The 20,226-nt window shown below is 38.9% G+C and carries 21 protein-coding genes and 2 pseudogenes; 11 read left to right on the top strand and 12 right to left on the bottom strand.

Going from position 1 to position 20,226, the window contains the following annotated elements; genetic code table 11:
- Positions 1-63: 63 nt before the first annotated feature.
- Complete coding sequence (pdxT, locus tag BCAMP_RS00190) at positions 64-627, bottom strand: pyridoxal 5'-phosphate synthase glutaminase subunit PdxT (protein ID WP_035312744.1); 564 nt, start codon at positions 625-627, stop codon at positions 64-66.
- Positions 628-1,515 (bottom strand): pyridoxal 5'-phosphate synthase lyase subunit PdxS, encoded by an 888-nt coding sequence (gene pdxS, locus BCAMP_RS00185; RefSeq protein WP_035312743.1) that lies wholly within the window; start codon positions 1,513-1,515, stop codon positions 628-630.
- Positions 1,516-1,676: 161 nt separating this feature from the next.
- Between pdxS and BCAMP_RS00180 the strand changes: the two genes are divergently transcribed.
- The 4 genes from BCAMP_RS00180 to BCAMP_RS00165 all read left to right on the top strand — a co-directional run bounded on the left by BCAMP_RS00180 (position 1,677) and on the right by BCAMP_RS00165 (position 5,762).
- Positions 1,677-3,143, top strand: coding sequence for an aminotransferase-like domain-containing protein (locus BCAMP_RS00180; RefSeq protein WP_051456748.1), 1,467 nt, complete (start codon positions 1,677-1,679; stop codon positions 3,141-3,143).
- A gap of 3 nt (positions 3,144-3,146) precedes the next feature.
- On the top strand, positions 3,147-3,695 hold the full coding sequence (locus tag BCAMP_RS00175) for a cysteine hydrolase family protein (protein WP_035312742.1): 549 nt from the start codon (positions 3,147-3,149) through the stop codon (positions 3,693-3,695).
- Positions 3,696-3,845: 150 nt separating this feature from the next.
- A complete protein-coding gene (locus BCAMP_RS00170; protein WP_035312741.1) occupies positions 3,846-4,811 on the top strand; it encodes a DNA glycosylase AlkZ-like family protein in 966 nt (321 codons plus the stop codon).
- A 243-nt stretch (positions 4,812-5,054) separates the two neighbouring features.
- Positions 5,055-5,762, top strand: coding sequence for a transaldolase (locus tag BCAMP_RS00165; protein ID WP_035312740.1), 708 nt, complete (start codon positions 5,055-5,057; stop codon positions 5,760-5,762).
- A gap of 63 nt (positions 5,763-5,825) precedes the next feature.
- On the opposite strand, the gene BCAMP_RS00160 is transcribed toward BCAMP_RS00165, so the two are convergent.
- The gene (locus tag BCAMP_RS00160) at positions 5,826-6,458 is read right to left on the bottom strand and encodes a hypothetical protein (protein WP_156921064.1); all 633 of its coding nucleotides are present in this window, start codon (positions 6,456-6,458) and stop codon (positions 5,826-5,828) included.
- Between the two features lie 28 nt (positions 6,459-6,486).
- On the bottom strand, positions 6,487-7,287 hold the full coding sequence (locus BCAMP_RS00155) for a helix-turn-helix domain-containing protein (protein ID WP_035312738.1): 801 nt from the start codon (positions 7,285-7,287) through the stop codon (positions 6,487-6,489).
- Positions 7,288-7,953: 666 nt separating this feature from the next.
- On the opposite strand from BCAMP_RS00155, the gene BCAMP_RS00150 reads away from it, so the two are divergent.
- The 7 genes and pseudogenes from BCAMP_RS00150 (at position 7,954) to ald (ending at position 14,030) form a co-directional block, all read left to right on the top strand.
- Complete coding sequence (locus BCAMP_RS00150; RefSeq protein ID WP_051456747.1) at positions 7,954-8,454, top strand: hypothetical protein; 501 nt, start codon at positions 7,954-7,956, stop codon at positions 8,452-8,454.
- Positions 8,435-8,731 (top strand): hypothetical protein, encoded by a 297-nt coding sequence (locus tag BCAMP_RS00145; protein ID WP_035312737.1) that lies wholly within the window; start codon positions 8,435-8,437, stop codon positions 8,729-8,731. Before BCAMP_RS00150 ends, BCAMP_RS00145 begins: the two co-directional genes overlap by 20 nt.
- Positions 8,732-8,747: 16 nt before the next feature.
- Complete coding sequence (locus tag BCAMP_RS00140; RefSeq protein ID WP_035312736.1) at positions 8,748-9,026, top strand: hypothetical protein; 279 nt, start codon at positions 8,748-8,750, stop codon at positions 9,024-9,026.
- A 253-nt stretch (positions 9,027-9,279) separates the two neighbouring features.
- Positions 9,280-9,873, top strand: coding sequence for a recombinase family protein (locus tag BCAMP_RS00135; RefSeq protein WP_035312735.1), 594 nt, complete (start codon positions 9,280-9,282; stop codon positions 9,871-9,873).
- A gap of 44 nt (positions 9,874-9,917) precedes the next feature.
- Positions 9,918-10,916 (top strand): annotated as a pseudogene (locus BCAMP_RS00130) (IS30 family transposase).
- Between the two features lie 623 nt (positions 10,917-11,539).
- Positions 11,540-12,903 (top strand): annotated as a pseudogene (locus BCAMP_RS00125) (amino acid permease).
- A 14-nt stretch (positions 12,904-12,917) separates the two neighbouring features.
- Positions 12,918-14,030, top strand: coding sequence for an alanine dehydrogenase (ald, locus tag BCAMP_RS00120; RefSeq protein WP_035312734.1), 1,113 nt, complete (start codon positions 12,918-12,920; stop codon positions 14,028-14,030).
- Positions 14,031-14,090: 60 nt separating this feature from the next.
- On the opposite strand, the gene BCAMP_RS00115 is transcribed toward ald, so the two are convergent.
- From BCAMP_RS00115 to BCAMP_RS00080, 8 genes are all read right to left on the bottom strand, one after another.
- Positions 14,091-14,741, bottom strand: coding sequence for an L-fuculose-phosphate aldolase (locus tag BCAMP_RS00115; protein ID WP_035312732.1), 651 nt, complete (start codon positions 14,739-14,741; stop codon positions 14,091-14,093).
- Positions 14,742-15,212: 471 nt separating this feature from the next.
- Positions 15,213-16,130: a UDP-N-acetylmuramate dehydrogenase gene (murB, locus tag BCAMP_RS00110; protein WP_035312730.1), complete on the bottom strand. Its 918-nt coding sequence runs from the start codon at positions 16,128-16,130 to the stop codon at positions 15,213-15,215.
- Between the two features lie 143 nt (positions 16,131-16,273).
- Positions 16,274-16,486 carry a hypothetical protein gene (locus BCAMP_RS00105; RefSeq protein WP_035312728.1) on the bottom strand — a complete coding sequence of 71 codons (213 nt, stop codon included), beginning with the start codon at positions 16,484-16,486 and terminating at the stop codon, positions 16,274-16,276.
- Positions 16,487-16,547: 61 nt separating this feature from the next.
- Positions 16,548-17,111: a restriction endonuclease subunit S domain-containing protein gene (locus BCAMP_RS00100; protein WP_035312725.1), complete on the bottom strand. Its 564-nt coding sequence runs from the start codon at positions 17,109-17,111 to the stop codon at positions 16,548-16,550.
- A 113-nt stretch (positions 17,112-17,224) separates the two neighbouring features.
- A complete protein-coding gene (locus tag BCAMP_RS00095; RefSeq protein WP_035312723.1) occupies positions 17,225-17,875 on the bottom strand; it encodes an amino acid ABC transporter permease in 651 nt (216 codons plus the stop codon).
- Positions 17,876-17,887: 12 nt separating this feature from the next.
- Entirely contained in the window at positions 17,888-18,535 is a 648-nt protein-coding gene (locus tag BCAMP_RS00090) for an amino acid ABC transporter permease (protein ID WP_035312721.1), read from the bottom strand.
- 15 nt (positions 18,536-18,550) lie between these two features.
- A complete protein-coding gene (locus BCAMP_RS00085) occupies positions 18,551-19,336 on the bottom strand; it encodes a transporter substrate-binding domain-containing protein (protein WP_156921063.1) in 786 nt (261 codons plus the stop codon).
- 16 nt (positions 19,337-19,352) lie between these two features.
- Positions 19,353-20,081, bottom strand: a complete 729-nt coding sequence (locus tag BCAMP_RS00080) for an amino acid ABC transporter ATP-binding protein (protein ID WP_035312717.1) — start codon at positions 20,079-20,081, stop codon at positions 19,353-19,355.
- Positions 20,082-20,226: the final 145 nt, after the last annotated feature.

Genomic DNA, 20,226 nt, shown 5'->3' with positions numbered 1-20,226 from the left:
AATTTAATTGAACACACACAAAAGCAACGCCAAAGACGAGTATGTCTAGGCGTTGCTCTTTAATTAGGATAAAGCTGAAACTTTTGTGTCGATAAAATAAGCGAGGAGTTGTGTATCGGGTGTTAATTCTGGGTGAAAGGCACAGGCGATAAGATGAGTCGTCTCAATCGCGACAATTTTATCATCATAGCGAGCCATAATCTGTACGTCGGGACCAACTGTTTCATAATAAGGCGCTCGGATAAAGACCGCTGGGACTGTTCGTTCACCGTTGCCTAGCTGTAAGGTCACCTTTGTTTCAAAGCTAGCAATTTGACGACCAAAACCATTCCGAACGACCTTAGCCTCGAGTTGGCTAGCGCTGAAGCGGCTTAAGATAATCATTCCTGCACAGGTGGCAAACACAGGCCGTTGCTGTTTGAGCCACTGTGTTACAACGGGCATGAATCCTCTCGTTTCAAGCAAATGGTAAATCGTCGTGCTTTCGCCTCCAGGGAGAATCAGAGCATCAATGTGTGCGAGTTGATCTGGTTTAGTCACAGCGATGGGCTGATGACCTAAATGGTCAATCTGGCTAAGGTGTTCACTCACTGCTCCTTGTAAGGCGAGTACGCCTATCCGTTTCATTTAGACGCCTCTTTCTTGCATGCGGTCTGCAGCAGCGAGCTGACGGATATCAATCCCTTTTAGCGGTTCACCTAAGTTTTTCGACAGTTCAGCGATGAGGGGATAATCCGTATAATGCGTCGTTGCTTGTACGATTGCTGTGGCAAACTGGAGTGGGTTTTCTGATTTAAAAATACCGGAACCAACAAAAACACCATCCGCGCCAAGTGACATCATTAAGGCGGCATCGGCTGGAGTAGCTACACCTCCGGCGGCAAAGTTAACAACAGGCAGTTTTCCCGTCGCATGAATGGCTTGAACTAACTCATAAGGAGCAGCAATATCACGAGCAAAGACCATCAGTTCATCAGCTGGTAAGGTCGTTAGCGTCGCCATTTCTTTGTGAAGTTGACGAAGATGACGTACAGCTTCGACGATGTTGCCGGTTCCGGGTTCGCCTTTCGTTCGTAACATTGAAGCCCCTTCACCAATCCGTCGCAAGGCTTCACCTAAATTACGACAACCGCAAACGAATGGCACTGTGTAGTCCGTTTTCAAGAGGTGGTATTCTTCGTCAGCAGGAGTTAGCACCTCGGATTCATCGATGTAATCCACTCCGAGTGCTTCAAGAACATGAGCTTCCGCGCTATGTCCAATCCGCGCTTTTGCCATGACGGGAATAGAGACCGCCGCCATAACTTCGGCTACAATGCCTGGGTCTGCCATCCGTGCGACACCACCGGCTGCCCGAATATCAGAGGGAACGCGTTCCAATGCCATTACCGCAACTGCGCCTGCTTGTTCGGCAATCCGGGCTTGCTCGGCATTGATGACATCCATAATGACACCGCCTTTTTGCATCTGTGCCATTCCTCGCTTAACCGTTACTGAACCAATTGTCTTTGTCATGTTATAGCCTCCTTTAATTGTGTTACCCTTAATGATAGCGAAGCATCCCCAAACAGCAACAACCAATTACAGTCCAATTGAACCACCCACTTTTGGGATTGAATCTGTCAGTTGCGTATGCTAAGGTAGTGATATTCATGCAAGGTGGGAGGGGCTAAACGATGTGGCAATTAGAATCGTCATCACACTTACCAAAGTACCAACAAATCATGCAACTGATTGAGCAAAAGTTACAGCAAGGTGCATTACAACCAGGAGAACGTCTCCCGACTGAACGTGGGCTAGCAATAGAACTCAATGTCAATCGTTCAACGGTGAAACGAGCCTTTTCCGAGTTAGTTGCCCATGGGATGATAACAGCACGCCACGGCAGTGGTTATTATCTTTCGTCCGCCCTCAGTCCGCAGATGTACCAGCCACAGACCAATTGGCGGCATTACATGCAACAGAGCCAGTTCTTACCGATAGAACCATACTTTGAGCAACTGCGCCTTCAAAAACAAACGAACAAGCAAGTGACTGACTTTGCATCAGGTGATTTACCATTGCGCTTAACACCTCATATTGATCTACCACCATTGTCGTGGCCAACGATAATCGCTGAGGAACAACAGGCCGACCCCACTGGCTATGCCCCGCTAAAAGCTTTGATAGCAAATTTGTTTGCTATCCGATCAACACAGCCAGTCAAGCCGGAACAATTGTTAATTACGTCAGGGTCTCAGCAGGCACTGTATTTAATCACCCAATGTTTGTTGAGTCCTGGCGATGCGATTGCGGTCGAAGCACCATCATATTTATATTCGTTAGCCTTGTTTAAAGGAGCTGGCATCCGCATTTATCCGTTACCGATGGCACAGTGTCATAATTGGCAACCACAGCTCGAGGCTCTCTATAAAAAGCATCGCATTAAGATGGTATTCGTTAATCCGATGTACCAAAATCCGACCGGAAATATTTTGTCACAACAGGGGAGAGAAGCGCTCGTAAAAACGTGTAGCCAGTTACACATTCCGATTGTGGAAGATGATCCATATGGTCTATTAACACCGGAACAAGCACCGCTCTATCAGTTGGCGCCTGAAAATGTTATTTATATCGGTTCATTATCGAAAACAGCTGGTTCGACGACGCGGATTGGATGGCTTTGCGCACCACCTACAGTCATTCACCGGTTAGCGACAGCCCGGAGTGAAATGGAATTTGGCCTCGGTATCTTGCCACAAGTAATGGCGCATCATCTCATGAGTAGTCCGACGTTTGCAAATCACTTGCAGACGTTAGCATTGACGATGCAGGAGGCACAGCAACAGTTTCAAACGCAGTTACGTGAACAGTTCGGAAACACAATCGCGTTCAACCCAACTCAAGGCGGCTACCACTTATGGGTGAAGCAGCGCTTTTGTACGAAACCTGCACAATATCATCGCTTGTTACAGTCAGGGGTATTGTTGATGCCAGGAACACTCTTCGGTGGTGCAGCAACTGAAGCCCGTCTTAGTGTTATCAATCAAGAAACAAGTGATAATGCTGAAGCGGTGAGGCGCTTAAAGCAGGCATTCTTTGCCATGAGAGCGTCGTCTTCTGCTATAATAGAAGGGCAAGAGACACTAAGAGACGGAGGCTAAATAATGAACAAAGCATTACTCGTCATCGATTATACGAATGACTTCGTTGCGAACGATGGCGCCTTAACCTGCGGACAACCCGGACAGGAGATTGAAGAAACAATTCTCAACCTCCTTGAAACCTTTGCCGTTAATCGTGATGATATTATCATGGCAGTGGATAGTCACATAGAGCACGATGACTATCATCCTGAAGCGACACTTTTTCCCGCCCATAATATCAACGGGACGGCGGGAAGAGACTTATATCGGTCGATCAAAAACTGGTACGAGGCTCATCGATTGAACGCAACGGTCACATGGCTTGATAAAACACGTTATAGTGCCTTTGTAGGAACGACACTTGATCTTTATTTGAGAGCGCGTAACATCCGTGAATTGCATTTGGTTGGTGTGTGTACCGATATCTGTGTGCTGCATACAGCCGTTTCAGCCTATAATCTAGGTTACAAATTGGTGATTCATGAAGCGGGCGTTGCTAGTTTCAACCAAACAGGGCATCAGTGGGCGCTAAATCATTTTAAAAATAGTTTAGGTGCGGAAGTTCGTTAGTCAATTAAAATCGCAAATAGATACGTTTAAAACCGAAAACACCCGTTCACAATGCGCGAGTGTTTTTTTAAATCAATCGTAAAAGAGCCTGTTTTTTGCTATACTATTGTTAACTGTAATTAGCTAATAGTTCAAAGGAGGTTGATTGCAATGCTAAAGCTTACACGTCAACAACTACGCCAAGCGTTGTTTCGCCAGTTATATTGCCCCCAATCCACACAAACGGTTAAGCAGTATTTAAACGCACATCCGTTGAAAAGAACAAAGATGGGTGGTGTGTTACAACAGGAACAGCTATTTTTATTAAATCGACTACCCAAGTATCGTCCGGAGCAGTTATATCGCTTATACGAGCAACAGCTCGTGTTTGACTATACGATGTCCTCTGGTAGTTTTATTTTTAGTCAAGCCCACGCGTCTTATTTAATTCCCTTCAAAACCGCCTTCGCTCAAAATAACCTAGCACAGTTAAACGCCCAAGAAACACGTATTATTAAACAATTATTCCAACAGCAGCCAACGATGGATTTAACTGCGATCCAAACAATTATCCATCAACGCTATCCCATTACCGGTCATCGGTTTCCGTTGCAACAAACACTAGAAACCCTCATACGAAGCGGTTATCTGCACCAATTCCACCCCCACGCACAAACATTGCGCTATCGCTTGACCACTGTAAAACATTTTCAAAGTAATGAACAACTCATAAAAGATGCCTATCACTTTTTGATAAAAGAAACATTTTTACGAAACGGTGCATTAACACTTTCAACCATCCCAGCATACTTTGGGCTCAACCCGCTTTTAACCCAAAAATATGTAGCAACACTTATAAAGGAACGGGTACTCCGACTTGTGGAGTTAACAGGGGAGGGCGTCCGCTATGTCCATACGTCACTTTATGAGCAACTGAAGCGACCTTATAATCCAGCAATGTGTGTTACGATTGTACCGCTGACAGATATACAGCCTCACAGCGGATGCTCCAACGACTGTTTCTGTCTCGTTAACGGCAATATCGTAGGTACAAAAAGATACACGTATAATCTAAAAACAAAAAAAAATCGAAACGAAAACAACTTATTATGTTGCCATTTCGCAAGCGTTGACTAAGGAAATCAATCAGCAAAGTGAACGAATAGCCTATCATTTAGGGAGAACGATTAGCGCCTGATAAATCGGGTTAATAAGCGCGGTTTAAAAACTTGATTTTTTAAAGCGCTTTCATTATGATTAGATTGTAGGAAAAACAATACAACGTCTAAACAGTAGCTGGCTCTTTCTACACGAGTTCCTCGATTTGTTACGATAACTAGCAGTCGCCGAACTCAATACATTATCCAAGGAGGAATTACAATGATTGAGGGAATTAAAGTGTTTGCAGATGGGGCAGAGTTAGATAAAATGGTTGCTTCTTATGAAGCAAAAGAAGTAAGTGGTTTTACAACGAACCCAAGCTTGATGAAAAAAGCGGGCATTAGTGATTATAATGAGTTTGCCAAAGCTGCGGTAGCCGCTATTCCAGATATGCCTCTATCATTCGAAGTATTTGCGGATGATTTTGAAACAATGGAACAAGAAGCACGTAAAATAGCAACATTTGGCGATAATGTATATGTGAAAATTCCGATTACGAATACAAAAGGGGAGTCAGCGATTCCACTGATTGAAAAATTATCAGCAGAGGGTGTTAGTCTTAATGTCACCGCTTTATTAACATTAGAACAAGTACGTGCAACCGTTGATGCATTGACACCAGGCACTAAAAATATTGTCTCGGTCTTCGCTGGTCGAGTAGCAGATGTGGGTGTCGATCCAACTGATCTAATGATTAAATCATTAGCAATTTGCAAAGAAAAACCGGGGGCAGAGTTATTATGGGCCAGTACCCGTGAGTTATTTAATATTATTCAAGCGAAGGAGCTTGGTGTTGATATCATTACCGTGCCACCTGCCATCATTGGGAAAATCAAAGACATTGGCAAAGACCTAAATCAAGTATCATTAGATACGGTGATTGGCTTTAATAACGATATTAAAACGTTAGGATATTCAATTTTATAAACGTAAAAAAACCTTAACAACAGCTATCCCTCTTAATTGAGGCTGTTGTTAAGGTTTTTTCGTTTATAAAGAACCATCAATTTTTCGAACGTTAAGTTCTTTGATAATTCCCTTTATTCGCTGTCCTTGTTCAGCATCTGGAAAAATCCGAATACGATAGGTGAAGGTTGCATTCGGGTGATTGTTAAATTGATCAGATAAGACGATATCATACGTTTTATCGATATGATATGGGCTAATGATTACATGATAATCATCGCTAATTTGATAGCGAATTTGTCGTGTATAAAAATTGACCAATACCGGATCAGCTCCTGATTCAATGGCTATGGTTGTATGAGGCATTACCTTTGAATAGTCAAGCGTGTTATCAATCATCAAACTGTGGAATACAATAAAGAGGAGGTCATTGTCTGTTTTATAAAAATCGATTAATTCTTGAAAGACCTCTTCGAGCACTGCCAAGTAATAAGGACGATGTTTCTTAAAATACTTCAAATATAACGGCCCCGTTTCGGTAATTAGATAGCCATCGAATACTAAGATACGACAATAAAATTGAATGATTTTCCCTTCTAGTTGTTCATTTAATTCTAGTTGTGGCAACTGTTTTTTTAAAGAGTGTGTAAACTGTTCAATATAACGGTACAAAATGTTTTTCGAGCGGATATGTTCATCATAGGCCAACTTCATCATCTTAGGCGTATCATTGAATAAAGGAAAGCTATTTGAAATGATATAAAAAAAATGTTAAATCTTCTTTCCAAGTTTCTCCGATAAGATGTTCGAAATAATGTTCTGTTTTTTCTAGAACAAGTTCTAAAATCCTATTATTTCTAGTGATTTTTTTCATTTCGATAGTAATCGTCATTTTATGCCCTTGGAAATTACGTGTTTTGCAAATGTGATAGAGCACTTGAAATTGTTCCTTGTTAATCGCTGCCAAGCTCACATTAAACGTATTCTCTAAAAGAGATAGAAGGGGACTCAACTCGTCATAATAGTGAAAGTCTATCTCGAATGTCTCTTTAAGATTAATTTCATTGTATAGAGTATAGTAAAAATAGCGAATTTGATGCTCGTCACCAATCAAGGTCAAATTAGAATTAATCTTGATTTTAAAGCTAGTTAAGATTGTATCATTCACATCTTTTAAAAGACGGTAATAGGTCGATTCACTAATGTTTTCTTTTTGGATAAAATTAAGCTTATTATTATTAGAGTGATATAGCGCATATTCTAAAATTTTATACCTAAGAGAAGAGACAATAAACCTGCTCATTAATTCTTGAGCAGAAAACTCAAAGCCATATTTAAAAGTCACGTTGTGAAGTGAAGGATATATAAATGCATTGGACTCAAATTCGTTTAAATCATCTATAAGAAGTAAAAGGTATTTTTTTAAAGTTTTACGAGATAGATGCAACTCATCTTCAAGTTCTTCATAACTAACGCTTTTATTTTTTTCTAAATACGTTAGTAAATTATATTTAATTAATTGTTCTTTATCTAACATCCGTTTCATAAAAAGAGCCCCCCAATAATTATCGTATAAATATAACTCTAAAATCTAATTATAATTATATAGAAAAAAAAGAAATAGAATTATCACATATAACATATAAAAGAGAAAATTATGAAAAATGAGTCAAAAACCTTAGGCGGAATAGTTAATCGCAATGAGTAATGGCGTTAAAATAATTGCAAAAAACAAAAGTACCCATATTAATATTTTAATAAATAGTTTAGCATTAGAACTCATCAAAAAACCTCCTGACATGTAATATAGTTATCATATCATTTTGGAACAATTTTTTTAAGTATAATATATATATCACAATAGAGTACAAGTCCCCACATATGTTTGAAAAGGCAGCTGTAAGTTCATGCAAAAATCGAAAAAACATGGTAAGTTCATAGCAACAGGAGACCAAAGGATCTAATTACATCTATTCATCTCTCTGAAACAACTCCTAGATGTCATAATAAAGTGCAACAAAGTAGGCTGTATTATTGTTTGAACAGAAAAATAATCACACTCTAATTCGAGTGTATTGTTACCTTTATGAAACTAAAGGAATGTTTATTATTAAAAGATATTGGTGACAAAAATGTAAGTAGGCAACTTATTTTTCATTTGTTATATTTGAATTAATTACTAGTGATTAATTCAAATATAAGGATGGTGTCTATGAACAAGCTATTTAAAATGTCAGTCATTACAACCATGGCGTTATTTACGGGATTGAGTACTATTATTCCTGAAAAATCTGTTTCAGCATCTACAACAGAAAGTAACACTACTGTTTCGCTATGGGATATCGAAGACGGTACTAATGTTCGTTATGATGAAAAAGAAACACATCCAGAGATTAAATTAACAACCGATGAATTGATTATTCAAGGGAAATCATATACGGCTTCTCAACTCATTGCTCTCTTAGAGACATCAAAGGAAATAAATGGAACCAGTAGTAATGGGAGACAAAAAAGATTTGCTCCAGCTGCGGCTATCTATTTTATACCTGGAGTTGGTCAAGTAGCTTTAGCTGCTACAGGTGCTATCGCTATTGGTGGTGTTACTATTGGTGCCGGACATTGGGCATATAAAACGATAAAAAAATACTTTTCTAAAAAAAGGGAAAAAAGCCTGCTAAGAAAAAAAAAAGAGTGTGAAAAATACACCTGCTAAACTCTATAATACTGCCAAGAAAAAGGGTATTAAAGTTAAAAATAGACATACTAATCAAAAATGGAGGAAAGTTAAAAGTAACTTATCAAGAACAGGGAAACCTTACTCTTCTAAAGATTTAATTGATAGTAAGGGAACAAAACAACGAAGATATTATGACGGTAAAGGGAATGCCTCGATGGACATTGACTATCGTCATTCATTAGGGAAACACCAGAAACATGTTAAATTTCCACACAGACACTATTGGACGGGGAAAAGTCGTTCAGGACACTAACCAAGGAGGTAATACAATGACAAAATATGATTCTTACGAATACAAGCCAACATTTGAAACACTTATGGAGCTTTTAGAGACTGGACGTGAAATTGAATTCACATATAAACATAATGAGTATTTTATTATCAACTCTAATAAACATGGCAGAGCTTTAATATTGGATACAGAAGACTTGAGTGATTACACACACGATATCAACAAGTTTGTTGAAATGGCTAAAATTTATGGTATCACTCTTAAAGAATTATTTACAAATCATAGTGACGAGATCGAATTTGGAACTATCTTCTAAATATACAAAACATTCTTAGACGTTATAATGAAAACAACAAAGCGAACTTATCTAAATAGATAAGTTCGCTTTGTTGTTTTCAATAATTACCAAAACCTAAGGTTTATGTAACGACTGTTTAGAGAAATCAGAAGGTTAGTATAACAGGCTTATCAAATTACAATAAATCATTATAAATATCTTTATACTAAATCTCTTGCAAAAAGAAAAGGAAATTAGGATAATTAACTTAAACTCAGTAAGGAGGATAATTATGATTATTGGTTATGCACGAGTATCTAAAGATGAACAAAATTTAGATCGCCAGATCAATCAATTAAATGACTATGGCGTTGAAAAAATAATTCATGAAAAATATACTGGAACAAAAAAGCAAAGACCAGGCATGGATCAATTGCTCCAGACAATTCGTCCCAAAGATACAGTTGTTGTAGAAAGTATTTCAAGATTAGGTAGAAATACATTGGATATACTATTGTTTATTCAGCAATTAGACCACGATAAAATTGCATTTATTTCTTTAAAAGAAAATATAGATACATCAACATCTACAGGTAAAGCAATGCTTCAAATGATGAGTGTGATTGCTGAACTAGAACGAAACCTATTAGCAGAACGTGTTAAAGAAGGTATTGCAGCAAGTCGTCGTCGTGGTACTGCTATTGGACGACCAAAAGTAGAACGTAGTAAATTAAATATGGCTATGCGACTGTATAATAGTGGTGACTATTCGGTCAAGGAGATTACAGAAGCTTCAAAAATTTCTCAAGGAACTCTCTACAGAGAACTTAATAAAATTAAGCTCCAAAAATTAAATGCTGCTACTCTATTATATACAAAAGAGTAGTAATAGATTCTGTTACTTTTTATGCAAATAAAAGGAGGTTTCCTATGTCTTATGAACATTTGAGCGCAGAAGAACGCGGTAAAATAGAAGCATGGCTATATGATGGTATTTCTCAAACTGAAATTGCTAAGAGATTGAATAGACATCGTTCGACAATTTTTAGAGAACTTAAACGTAACTCTCCCAAAAGAATCAATAATAGCTTAGCTTCATTACCTTATCGAGCAACCAGTGCTAATAATGTTGCAATGCTTCGCAAAAAGAACTGTGGAACAGTAACTAAAGCATCTGCAAAGATGATTCATTTAATCACCAAACATTTAGAGATGAAATGGTCTCCAGAGCAAATAGCGAATGCTGTGAAGGGTGTAAAGGTATGTCGTAATAGTATCTATAATTGGATTTATAATAAGATTATTGCCTTTGAAATCAAGAAGTTAAGATTAAAAGGTAAACGTTATAAACGTAAAAGTACTGGGAAATTATTAAAACGACCTGATTCTTCATTTTATCTTAATCATTCGATACAAGACCGACCTAAGCGCTGTACGAATAGAACAGAATTCGGACACTGGGAAGCCGATACCGTTCTTTCTAGACGAGGTGTTACTCATTGTATAGCTACATTTATTGAGCGTAAGACACGACAGTATGTTGCTATAAAAATACTTAAACAAGATAGTTTTAGTATGTTGAATGCTATGTATGAAAGAATTAATTCAGCGTTATCCTAAAGGAACAGTCAATCCATTACATGTGATCGTGGTGTAGAATTTGTTCATCAATTTAATGTTCATTTAATTGAGAGTAGTTTTGGTATCAAAATTTATTATGCTAATCCTTATTCACCACATGAAAGAGGCGCTAATGAGTATCACAATGGGTTATTAAGAGAATATTATCCAAAACCGACAGGTTTTAATAAAGTGTCCCAAAATCAACTAGATGAGTCGGTTAAATCAATTAATACACGACCAAGAAAAACATTGAAATGGAAATCTGCAATTTTTCGGTTTGATAGAGAATGTTTGAAACTAAGATAAGCTATTGAAAGTATAATTCCTGTAGAATTTTAGTTGGACTATATTTTTTTCATAAATATCTAAAAGAGAAACTGTGTTTGAAAAGTGACTCTAATTTTCGTGCAGTAACATAGGAAAAGAGCGATTTAACCTTAAATCTATTAGCAATAATAATGTGTTGCAATTAATCTTGACATCTGCCCCTCTGAAACAACTTCCGATAATATATATTATGTAAACTAGAATGTTTGATTATTATGGGAGAATCTCTCATTCGTTCATTTTAATGGTCTTTTTATCGCTAATTCAACCTTTCACGCTTTTGTTGTTAATGCTTCAACTATTGTTGTTCGATTGAATCATTAGTGGTGATAACGCAATTAATCAATTCAATAAAATACTTATGGTATTATTTTCTACAACAAACGTTTTCTTAGTAAACACAATTCTAGATTATATAATAAAAGATATAAAATGTTAGGCCTTATAGACCACAACTGGTCTATAAGATACAGCAACCATCATTAAATATCGTCAGATGCAATTAAATTAGGTACTATATAACTGTTGTATTACAGTCATAAAACAGTTAGCATTAAAGGTGTTGAAAGCGTTTCCAATAACAGGAGGAGTTGATACTTTTTATGACAGAAAGTCCGCAAAAACTAGAACGTAATCTTTCGAACCGTCATGTGCAATTAATTGCAATTGGCGGGGCAATTGGAACCGGGTTATTTTTGGGTGCAGGTAAAACAATTCATTTAGCAGGTCCATCATTGTTGCTCGTTTATTTAATTGTAGGTATTGTTATCTTTTTTATGATGCGCGCTTTAGGTGAACTACTGTTATCTAACACTGAATTTAACTCGTTTGCTGATATTGCCTCTGAATACATTGGCCCTTGGGCTGGTTTTTTTGTAGGATGGACATACTGGCTATGTTGGATTGTAACGGGTATGGCTGAGATAACAGCTGTTGCAACCTACGTCAGTTATTGGTTTCCCAACTTTCCTAATTGGATTTCTGCTTTACTCTGTGTGCTATTTTTAGTTGCCTTAAACTCTCTCACAGTTAAAGCCTTTGGTGAAATTGAATTTTGGTTCTCAATCATTAAAATCGTCACTATTTTAGCTTTAATAGTCGTCGGTATTGTCTTGATTTTGAATAAATTTCAAGCAACTTCTACTTCAACTGCCTCTGTTAGTAACTTGTGGCAACATGGGGCTTCTTCCCGACCGGCTTTAAAGGCTTCTTACTCGCCTTTCAAATGGCTGTATTTTCATTCGCCGGTGTCGAATTAATTGGGGTTACTGCTGCTGAAACAAAGGATCCGGAAAAGACGATTCCACGAGCAATTAATCAAATTCCACTACGTATCATTCTATTCTATGTCGGTGCCCTCTTCGTTATTATGTCGATTGTGCCTTGGAATCAAATTGATCCTGACAAGAGTCCCTTTGTTACCCTCTTTATGTATGCAGGTATCCCTGCCGCAGTTGCGATTATAAACTTTGTTGTATTAACCGCAGCGGCTTCATCATGTAACTCGGGTATTTTTTCAACGAGTCGGATGTTGTACGGGTTAGCTAAGCATAAGCGAGCACCAAAAATTTTTAATAAGTTAAGTGCGAGTAACATCCCTTCTATCAGTTTATATTTCTCAAGTGCGGTATTACTCATCGGGGTCTTACTTAATTATTTCATCAAAAATGCGATTACTGTCTTTACGATTGTAACGAGTATCTCTTCCCTGCTGTTTGTTTTCATTTGGGGAATGATAGTTGTTGCCTTTATTCGCTACAGAAAAAACCATGCGGCATTAGCTAAAAAAAGTATTTTTAAAATGCCTGGGGCTAGCTTTATGCCGGTGCTAATTATTTTGTTCTTCATCGGCGTTATCATTATGTTAGCAGTTGCACCTGATACGCGCATTTCAATCATTTGCGGGTCCCTCTGGTTCGTCATTCTGTTCTTAATTTATCGCTTTGCACATAAAAAAACAGTTTAGAGGAGTGTTATAAAATGATTATCGGAATTCCTAAAGAAATTAAAAACAATGAAAATCGTGTCGGTATTACCCCTGCTGGTGTTGCTAATTTTGTCAAAAATGGCCATCATGTGATTATTGAAACAAAAGCAGGTCTTGGTTCGCACATTACCGATCAGCAATTTAGCGATGCTGGTGCCACCATCGTAGTGACCGCTGCAGAAGTTTGGCAGGCAGAAATGGTTATCAAGGTTAAAGAACCATTGGCGGCTGAATATGGTTATTTTTATGAAGGTTTAATCTTATTCACATACTTACACCTTGCGGCAGAGCCTGCTTTAGCTGGTGCCTTAGTTGATAAAAAAGTAACTGCGATTGCATACGAAACAATTCAATTGCCTGATAATTCATTGCCATTACTCGTACCGATGAGTGAAATTGCTGGGCGGATGTCGATTCAAATCGGTGCACAATTCCTCGAAAACCCTCATGGTGGTAAAGGAATTCTTTTAGCTGGTGTACCGGGGGTAAGACGAGCTAAAGTCGTCATTGTTGGTGGTGGTTCTGCCGGAACAAATGCTGCACGGATTGCAATCGGGATGGGTGCACAAGTAACAATCTTAGACATTAGCGCTAAGCGTTTAGCACAACTCGATGATCAATTTGGCAATACGATTTCAACGTTAATTTCGGATCCTTATCACTTAGCAGCGGCCGTATCCGAAGCTGATTTAGTGATTGGCGCAGTATTAATCCCAGGTGCAAAGGCACCAAAACTAGTATCAGAAGAAATGGTGAAAGCGATGTCTCCAGGTTCTGTGTTAGTCGATATTGCGATTGATCAAGGTGGGATTTTTGCGACATCAGACCATATCACAACGCATGACCAACCAACCTATGTGAAACACGGAATCGTTCATTATGCCGTTGCTAATATGCCTGGGGCTGTTGCTCAAACAGCTACATATGCATTGACGAATGTCACAATCCCTTACGCAGTAAGAATTGCGAATAGGGGTGTGACACAATCGATGACAAAAGAACCGGCAATTTTAAAAGGTTTAAACGCGATGTCAGGTCACATCACATATGAAGCTGTAGCGACCGACTTAAATATGTCTTATGTGGCACCAATGACCTTGTTATAAACGTAACGAAAGAAAGACACCCTCCGGATGCGGAGGGTGTCTTTCTTTCGTTAGCCTGCTTTAATAGAATCGCTTTTGACCATACGTTTCAAATTTCACCAATAAACGTTTGATTTCTGCCTCATCAAGGAGCTGCGGTTCACCTGCTTGTTTGGCCTTTAAATACACTTCTGCAAGCTGCTCAATTTGCGTAGCTAACGAAAAAGCAGCTTCAATTGAGTGACCGATTGTTAAGAGGCCATGATTGGCTAACAAGCAAGCATAACGATCAGCGATGGCCTCTTTAGCAGTCTGTGCTAAACCAACACTGCCATAAGTTTCATACGGTGCACAACGGACAGTGGGTCCACCTGCTAAAGCTTGCAAATAATGTATGGCTGGCAATTCCCATTGTAACGCAGCGAGTACCATGCAGTGAGTTGAGTGTGTATGAACGACACTGGTAATGTTCGGACGAGTGTAGCACATCAGATGCATGGCAATTTCGCTCGATGGTTGGCGAATACCTTCGATGACGTTACCATCTATGTCAACAATGACAACATCAATCGGCGTCATCCGTTCATATGCAACCCCACTGGGGCTAATGGCGATTAAGTTACTTTGACGGTTGAAAATGCTAATATTTCCTCCAGTTCCCTTTGTTAAGCCTGTGCGCCTCATTTGTTTGCAATAGTTGACAATATCCGACCGTTCTTTTAGTAATTTCATCTCGTAATCCCCTCTCTCTTAAAATGAAGTTAGAGTCATAATAATTAAACTGAGACCCGCAATGACAACCGCAGGCATATCAATATGAGATGGTCTAAAAGTTGTCACATGTAGCGTCTGTGAGTTTGACTGAGTATCATCACTTTGAAGAAGTTATTGTCGTTTGTAACCGGATTATAACATGGGATAACAGGCCTCAACAATGAATAACCACTGAAACGACCAAACCCCACTTCCAACAACGGAAGTGGGGTTAATTATCTCGATATAGTTAATTTCTGGAAGGCTTAAGCCAATAAATGACAGCAGCCATCACTACTATCAGTACAGTAATACCACTAAACAATGTCATTTTTCGCTCTCCTATCCTAATTAGGTTGAACTGTTGACTAGTTCGTTACTATTAGGATAACATACTTCAAACAACTATTAAATAGAGACTTTTTTAAATGTCAAATAAAAACCCTTCGGTCATTCTTGTTCACCGATTATTTTAACCTCAGGCTCTAATTGCACATCGTATTTTTCTAAAATAACTTGTTGAACATGAGCAATTAAAGCCATGTAATCAGTTGCTGTTCCGTTATTCACATTCACCATAAAGCCAGCGTGCTTCGTTGATACTTGTACACCACCGATTGTGTAGCCTTGTAGACCAGCTTCTTGAATCATGGGACCGACAAAACGACCTGCTGGCCGCTTGAAAACACTGCCACAAGACGGGTATTCTAGCGGTTGTCTTGTTTCACGTTGTTCAGTAAAATCAGCCATTTTAGCGGCAATCATCGCTTCGCTATCTTCACATAATAAGAAATCGGCTTCGAGCACGATGTAATTTTTATCACCGATGAGACTGTGTCGATACGAGGCGCCAGCTTCTAACGTTTCACGATCGAGTTCAAGGAGAACACCAGTCTCTGTTAAAACAAGTGCGCGATTTAACACGTCTTTCGTTTCACCACCGTATGCACCGGCATTCATATGTAAGGCGCCACCGACGCTGCCAGGAATACCACAGGCGAATTCAAGACCTGTATGTGAGATATCTCGGGCATAACGTGATACATCGATAATAGCTGCACCTGTTTGAGCAGTAATGGTATGGTTTGTATGAGTGATTTTATTCATGTTCATTAAATATAAAACGATGCCACGAATGCCACCGTCACGAATAATTAAGTTTGAGCCATTCCCAAGAACCATCAATGGTATTTTATGTTCATGTGCATATTTAACGACGCTTTGCACTTCTGCGACCGTGTGAGGCGCGATAAAGATGTCGGCGTTCCCTCCAGTTTTTGTATACGTATACGGGTGGAGCGGTTCATCTATTTTTAAAATGAGCGCATCATTCATCTCTGTTAACTCAGCTGCGATTTTTTCAATCATTTTTTACGCCATCCTTTATTATAAAGTTGTTTTATCATCTATATTGTACCATAAAAAAGATGTATACCAATAGGCGGTATACATCTGTTCCTGAAGATACGCACCACTCTTTCTTCGCAACAAAACAGCTTTGACAAGCTGTTTTAATTACGTAATAAGGCAAGTGCCGTCTCATCCAAGGTAATGTCGGTCATTAATGCGTTTGTATAACGTTCATTAAAAAGGCGTAGACGTTGTTTCAATGAGAGGTTGTCACCAGAAAAGGTCACTTTTTCGAGTATTGGTAAGGTATCAACGACTTTATCGAAAATAAATTGCGCATTGATTTCGGATAAGAGCGTCGAAAAACGATTCATGTATTTGGCTTCTGTTTTCGTAAAACTCTTATGTTTGCGACTGATCCAGTCACGGACAGCTTCAATTTGTTCTTTTGTATTTTTTTAAATATTGAATTTGTTCATACGCTAAATTGCCAATTGCAAGCGTTTTTTCTGTTAGATAGCTCCAATCTGACGAAGTTATTTGTTGTTGTTCTTTAATTTTGTCTAAGATGAGCAACATGTCTTTTAAATGCACATCAAGTGCGCGTTGATTCGTGACAAATATTTGAAGGCAAGCTAAGGTCGCTACCGCCTCATCACGGATAGAATACGAAAATTCCTCCGGTTGTATCAATGCAAGTTCTGCTTCAATTCGTTCAGCCATTTGTGAATCATGTGAATGTAAACTATGATGACGTACGAGTGCATATTCTGTGAGGCGATGTAAGTGTAAGGCTTGTTGATATACAGCGACCGCAACCTCACGATTACAAACGGTATCATTGGCATCAACGACAACATAGCCCGTCGTTTTACCTAATTTTTCATATTTAATTAATGTGAATATGTCCTTGTTTACTGCAAAACAATATGGCATCCGTTTCTCAAGTTCGAGGCGGTGGCGCATCGATTTATCAGTTTGTCGTGTCTTTTCAATCATGCTATCACCCTATTCAGTTATTTATACTTCTAGTATAAGTCAAAAAGAAACATCTGTCAGTTATTAACGTTCCAGCATTGCTTGCTCACTGGCTAATAACAGACAGATGTGACCTAGCCTAATTTAACTTCAAGACGTTTAGCAACAAGTGATAGGGCATAACAGACGATAAAGTAAAATGCAGCCATCGCAACAAACATCGGGATGACGAATGATGTGTCTTGACCGTAGATTATTTTAGCGTTATGCGTTACTTCGGGCAACGCAATGACAACCGCTAGCGAGGTATCTTTGATGAGTGAAATGAACTGGCTAACAATCGGTGGAATCATCTTGCGTAATGCTTGAGGCATCACAACACTGAACATTGCCTGCAAATAGGTTAATCCGGTTGAGCGAGCAGCCTCCATTTGTCCCTTAGGGATTGATTTCAAACCACCACGAATGATTTCGGACACCATCGCCGATTCAAAAACGGTCATTGCCGCCACTACAGACCAAAAAATATCAAGGCGGACGCCGATTTTTGGCAGGGCGAAATAGGTAAAGAAGATAATTAACAACAACGGCAAGTTGCGGATAACGTCGGTAATAACACCAACACTTTTTGAAACATATGGCATCTTCATGTAACGAACCAATCCAATGATACTACCGATAATAAAACTAAAGATAATCGCTATCAAAGCGACAAGAACAGTCATCCATAATCCTTCTAATAAAAAACGGATGTTGATCCAACTGTAAGCTCCAACAAAATCCATGATGACTCCTCCTTAATCGCTAATTGACCAGCGTTTTTCTAAATTGTTCATTAAATAGCTTAATGGCAAGGTTAAAATCAAGTAAAAACAAGCGACCACGATATAAGTTTCGAATACATTAAAATTAACCGATGAAATCAAATCGCCTTGGTACATCAAATCGAGACCAGCCACCATCGCTAAAATAGATGAGTTTTTTACAAGGTTGATAAATTGGTTGCCCAATGGCGGCACAACAATTTTTATTGCTTGCGGCAACACAATGCTAGTCATCGTTTCGCTATAACTTAAACCTGTTGAACGACCTGCTTCCATCTGCCCTTTGGGTACCGATAAAATACCAGCTCGAACTGTTTCAGCAATAAAAGCCGACGTATAAAGCGTTAGGCCAATCGTACCGGCTGTAAAGCCATTAATGTTGAAAAAATACATTGGAATAACGACATAAAAGAACATCACGATAATGAGTAAGGGAATATTACGGAAAAATTCAACATAGGTTGAAGCGAGTCCGCGTGCAAGTTTTGATTGTGAAATTTGTAATATTGCCATCACGACACCAATAATCAAGCTACAGACGAGGGCAATGACACTCGATAAAAGGGTGAATAAAAAGCCGCTAAGTAAGGCTTCGTAATTAGTTGTTAAAATTGAGAACATCGAATACCCCTTTCTTTAGTCGTTTTCTGGGATCCATTTATCATATATTTTTTGATACGTACCATTCTTTTTTAAGGTGACAAGTGCCGTGTTTATGTCTTTAACAAAGGCTTCCTGTCCCTTATTAACAGCAATTCCATACGGTTCATCCGTAAAATTACCACCAACGACTGCATAGCTGTTATCTTGTGCGACCATTCCGTATAAAATACCACTATCGGTGGTCATTGCATCACCCTGCTTCGATTTTAAAGCAGTGAAGGCTTCAGAATAATTTTCCAATTCTAATATTTTCGCTTTAGGTGCTAACTTACGAATATTAACAGCCGAGGTCGACCCTTTGACTGCTAACACTGTTGTCTTTTCGTTTAAATCAGTGACAGACTTAATGGGACTGCCTTTTTTTACAAGCAGCGACTGACCACCATCAAAATAAACATCTGAGAAGTCGACTATTTTTTGGCGATCAGGCGTAATGGACATCGTCGCAATTATCGCATCGATATTACCGTTTTTCAATAGTGGAATCCGGGTTTTCGATGTCACTTCCACGAAACTAGCGGTAGCGTCTTTTCCAGCTATTTCAGTAGTTAAGGCCTTTGCAATATCAATGTCGAAGCCTTCAATATTACCTGTCGCAATATTTGTTAAACCGAATAAACGTGTATCTGTTTTCACACCCCATGCAATCGCCGGCTTTGTTTCAAGTCGTTCACTAATATCAACCGATGCCACTTGGTTGCCACAGGCAGCCAGTGTCAGTGTTGCGAGTGAAAAGACAGTGAGTAGTAGTTTTTTCATTGCCATCCCCCTCATTTTAGTGGTTAATAATCTTGCTTAAAAATTGACGTGCACGTTCTTCTTTGGGCCCATCATAAAATGCAACTGCTTCACGGTCTTCGAGTACGGTTCCTTGGTCCATAAAAATAACACGGTCGGCCACTTCACGGGCAAAGCCCATTTCATGTGTCACGACGATCATTGTCATCCCATCTTGTGCTAAACGTTTCATTACATCTAAAACTTCCCCTATCATTTCGGGATCGAGTGCTGATGTCGGTTCATCGAACAGCATCACCTCAGGTTCCATTGCTAATCCACGAGCAATTGCCACCCGCTGTTGTTGCCCACCTGATAAACTGGCTGGATAAACATTCGCTTTATCAGCTAAACCAACCTTTTCGAGTAAGGCTAACCCGGTTTGAATGGCTTGTTCCTTGGTTTTTTTCAAGACCTTTATCGGTGCTAACGTAATGTTTTCTAAGACTGTTTTATGAGGATACAAGTTAAAATGTTGAAACACCATGCCGACATTTTTACGAACAATGTTAATATCTGTCCCTTTGCTATGTAAATCATAATTGTTAACGAGTAAATGTCCGGAACTGATTTCTTCTAAACCGTTGATTGTACGTAACATTGTACTTTTACCGGAACCAGAAGGCCCAATAACTACAACAACCTCACCTTTAGTTATTTCGAGGTTAATCCCACGCAAGGCGTGGTATTCGCCGTAATATTTATCGACATTTTTAAATTCAATCATGTTGTGCCTCCTTAGTTGTATTGCAAGAATTGTTAGAATACTCTCAATTTTATGCCTACCATCACCTTTTGTCAATAGTATTTCTTAAGTTACCTTCGGTTAACCATAAGTACTTCTTATAACATTGGTGCTATTATGTTTTACT

This window comes from Brochothrix campestris FSL F6-1037, from assembly GCF_000525915.1.
Lineage (GTDB): Bacteria > Bacillota > Bacilli > Lactobacillales > Listeriaceae > Brochothrix > Brochothrix campestris.
This window is presented reverse-complemented; position numbering and strand designations above follow the sequence as displayed.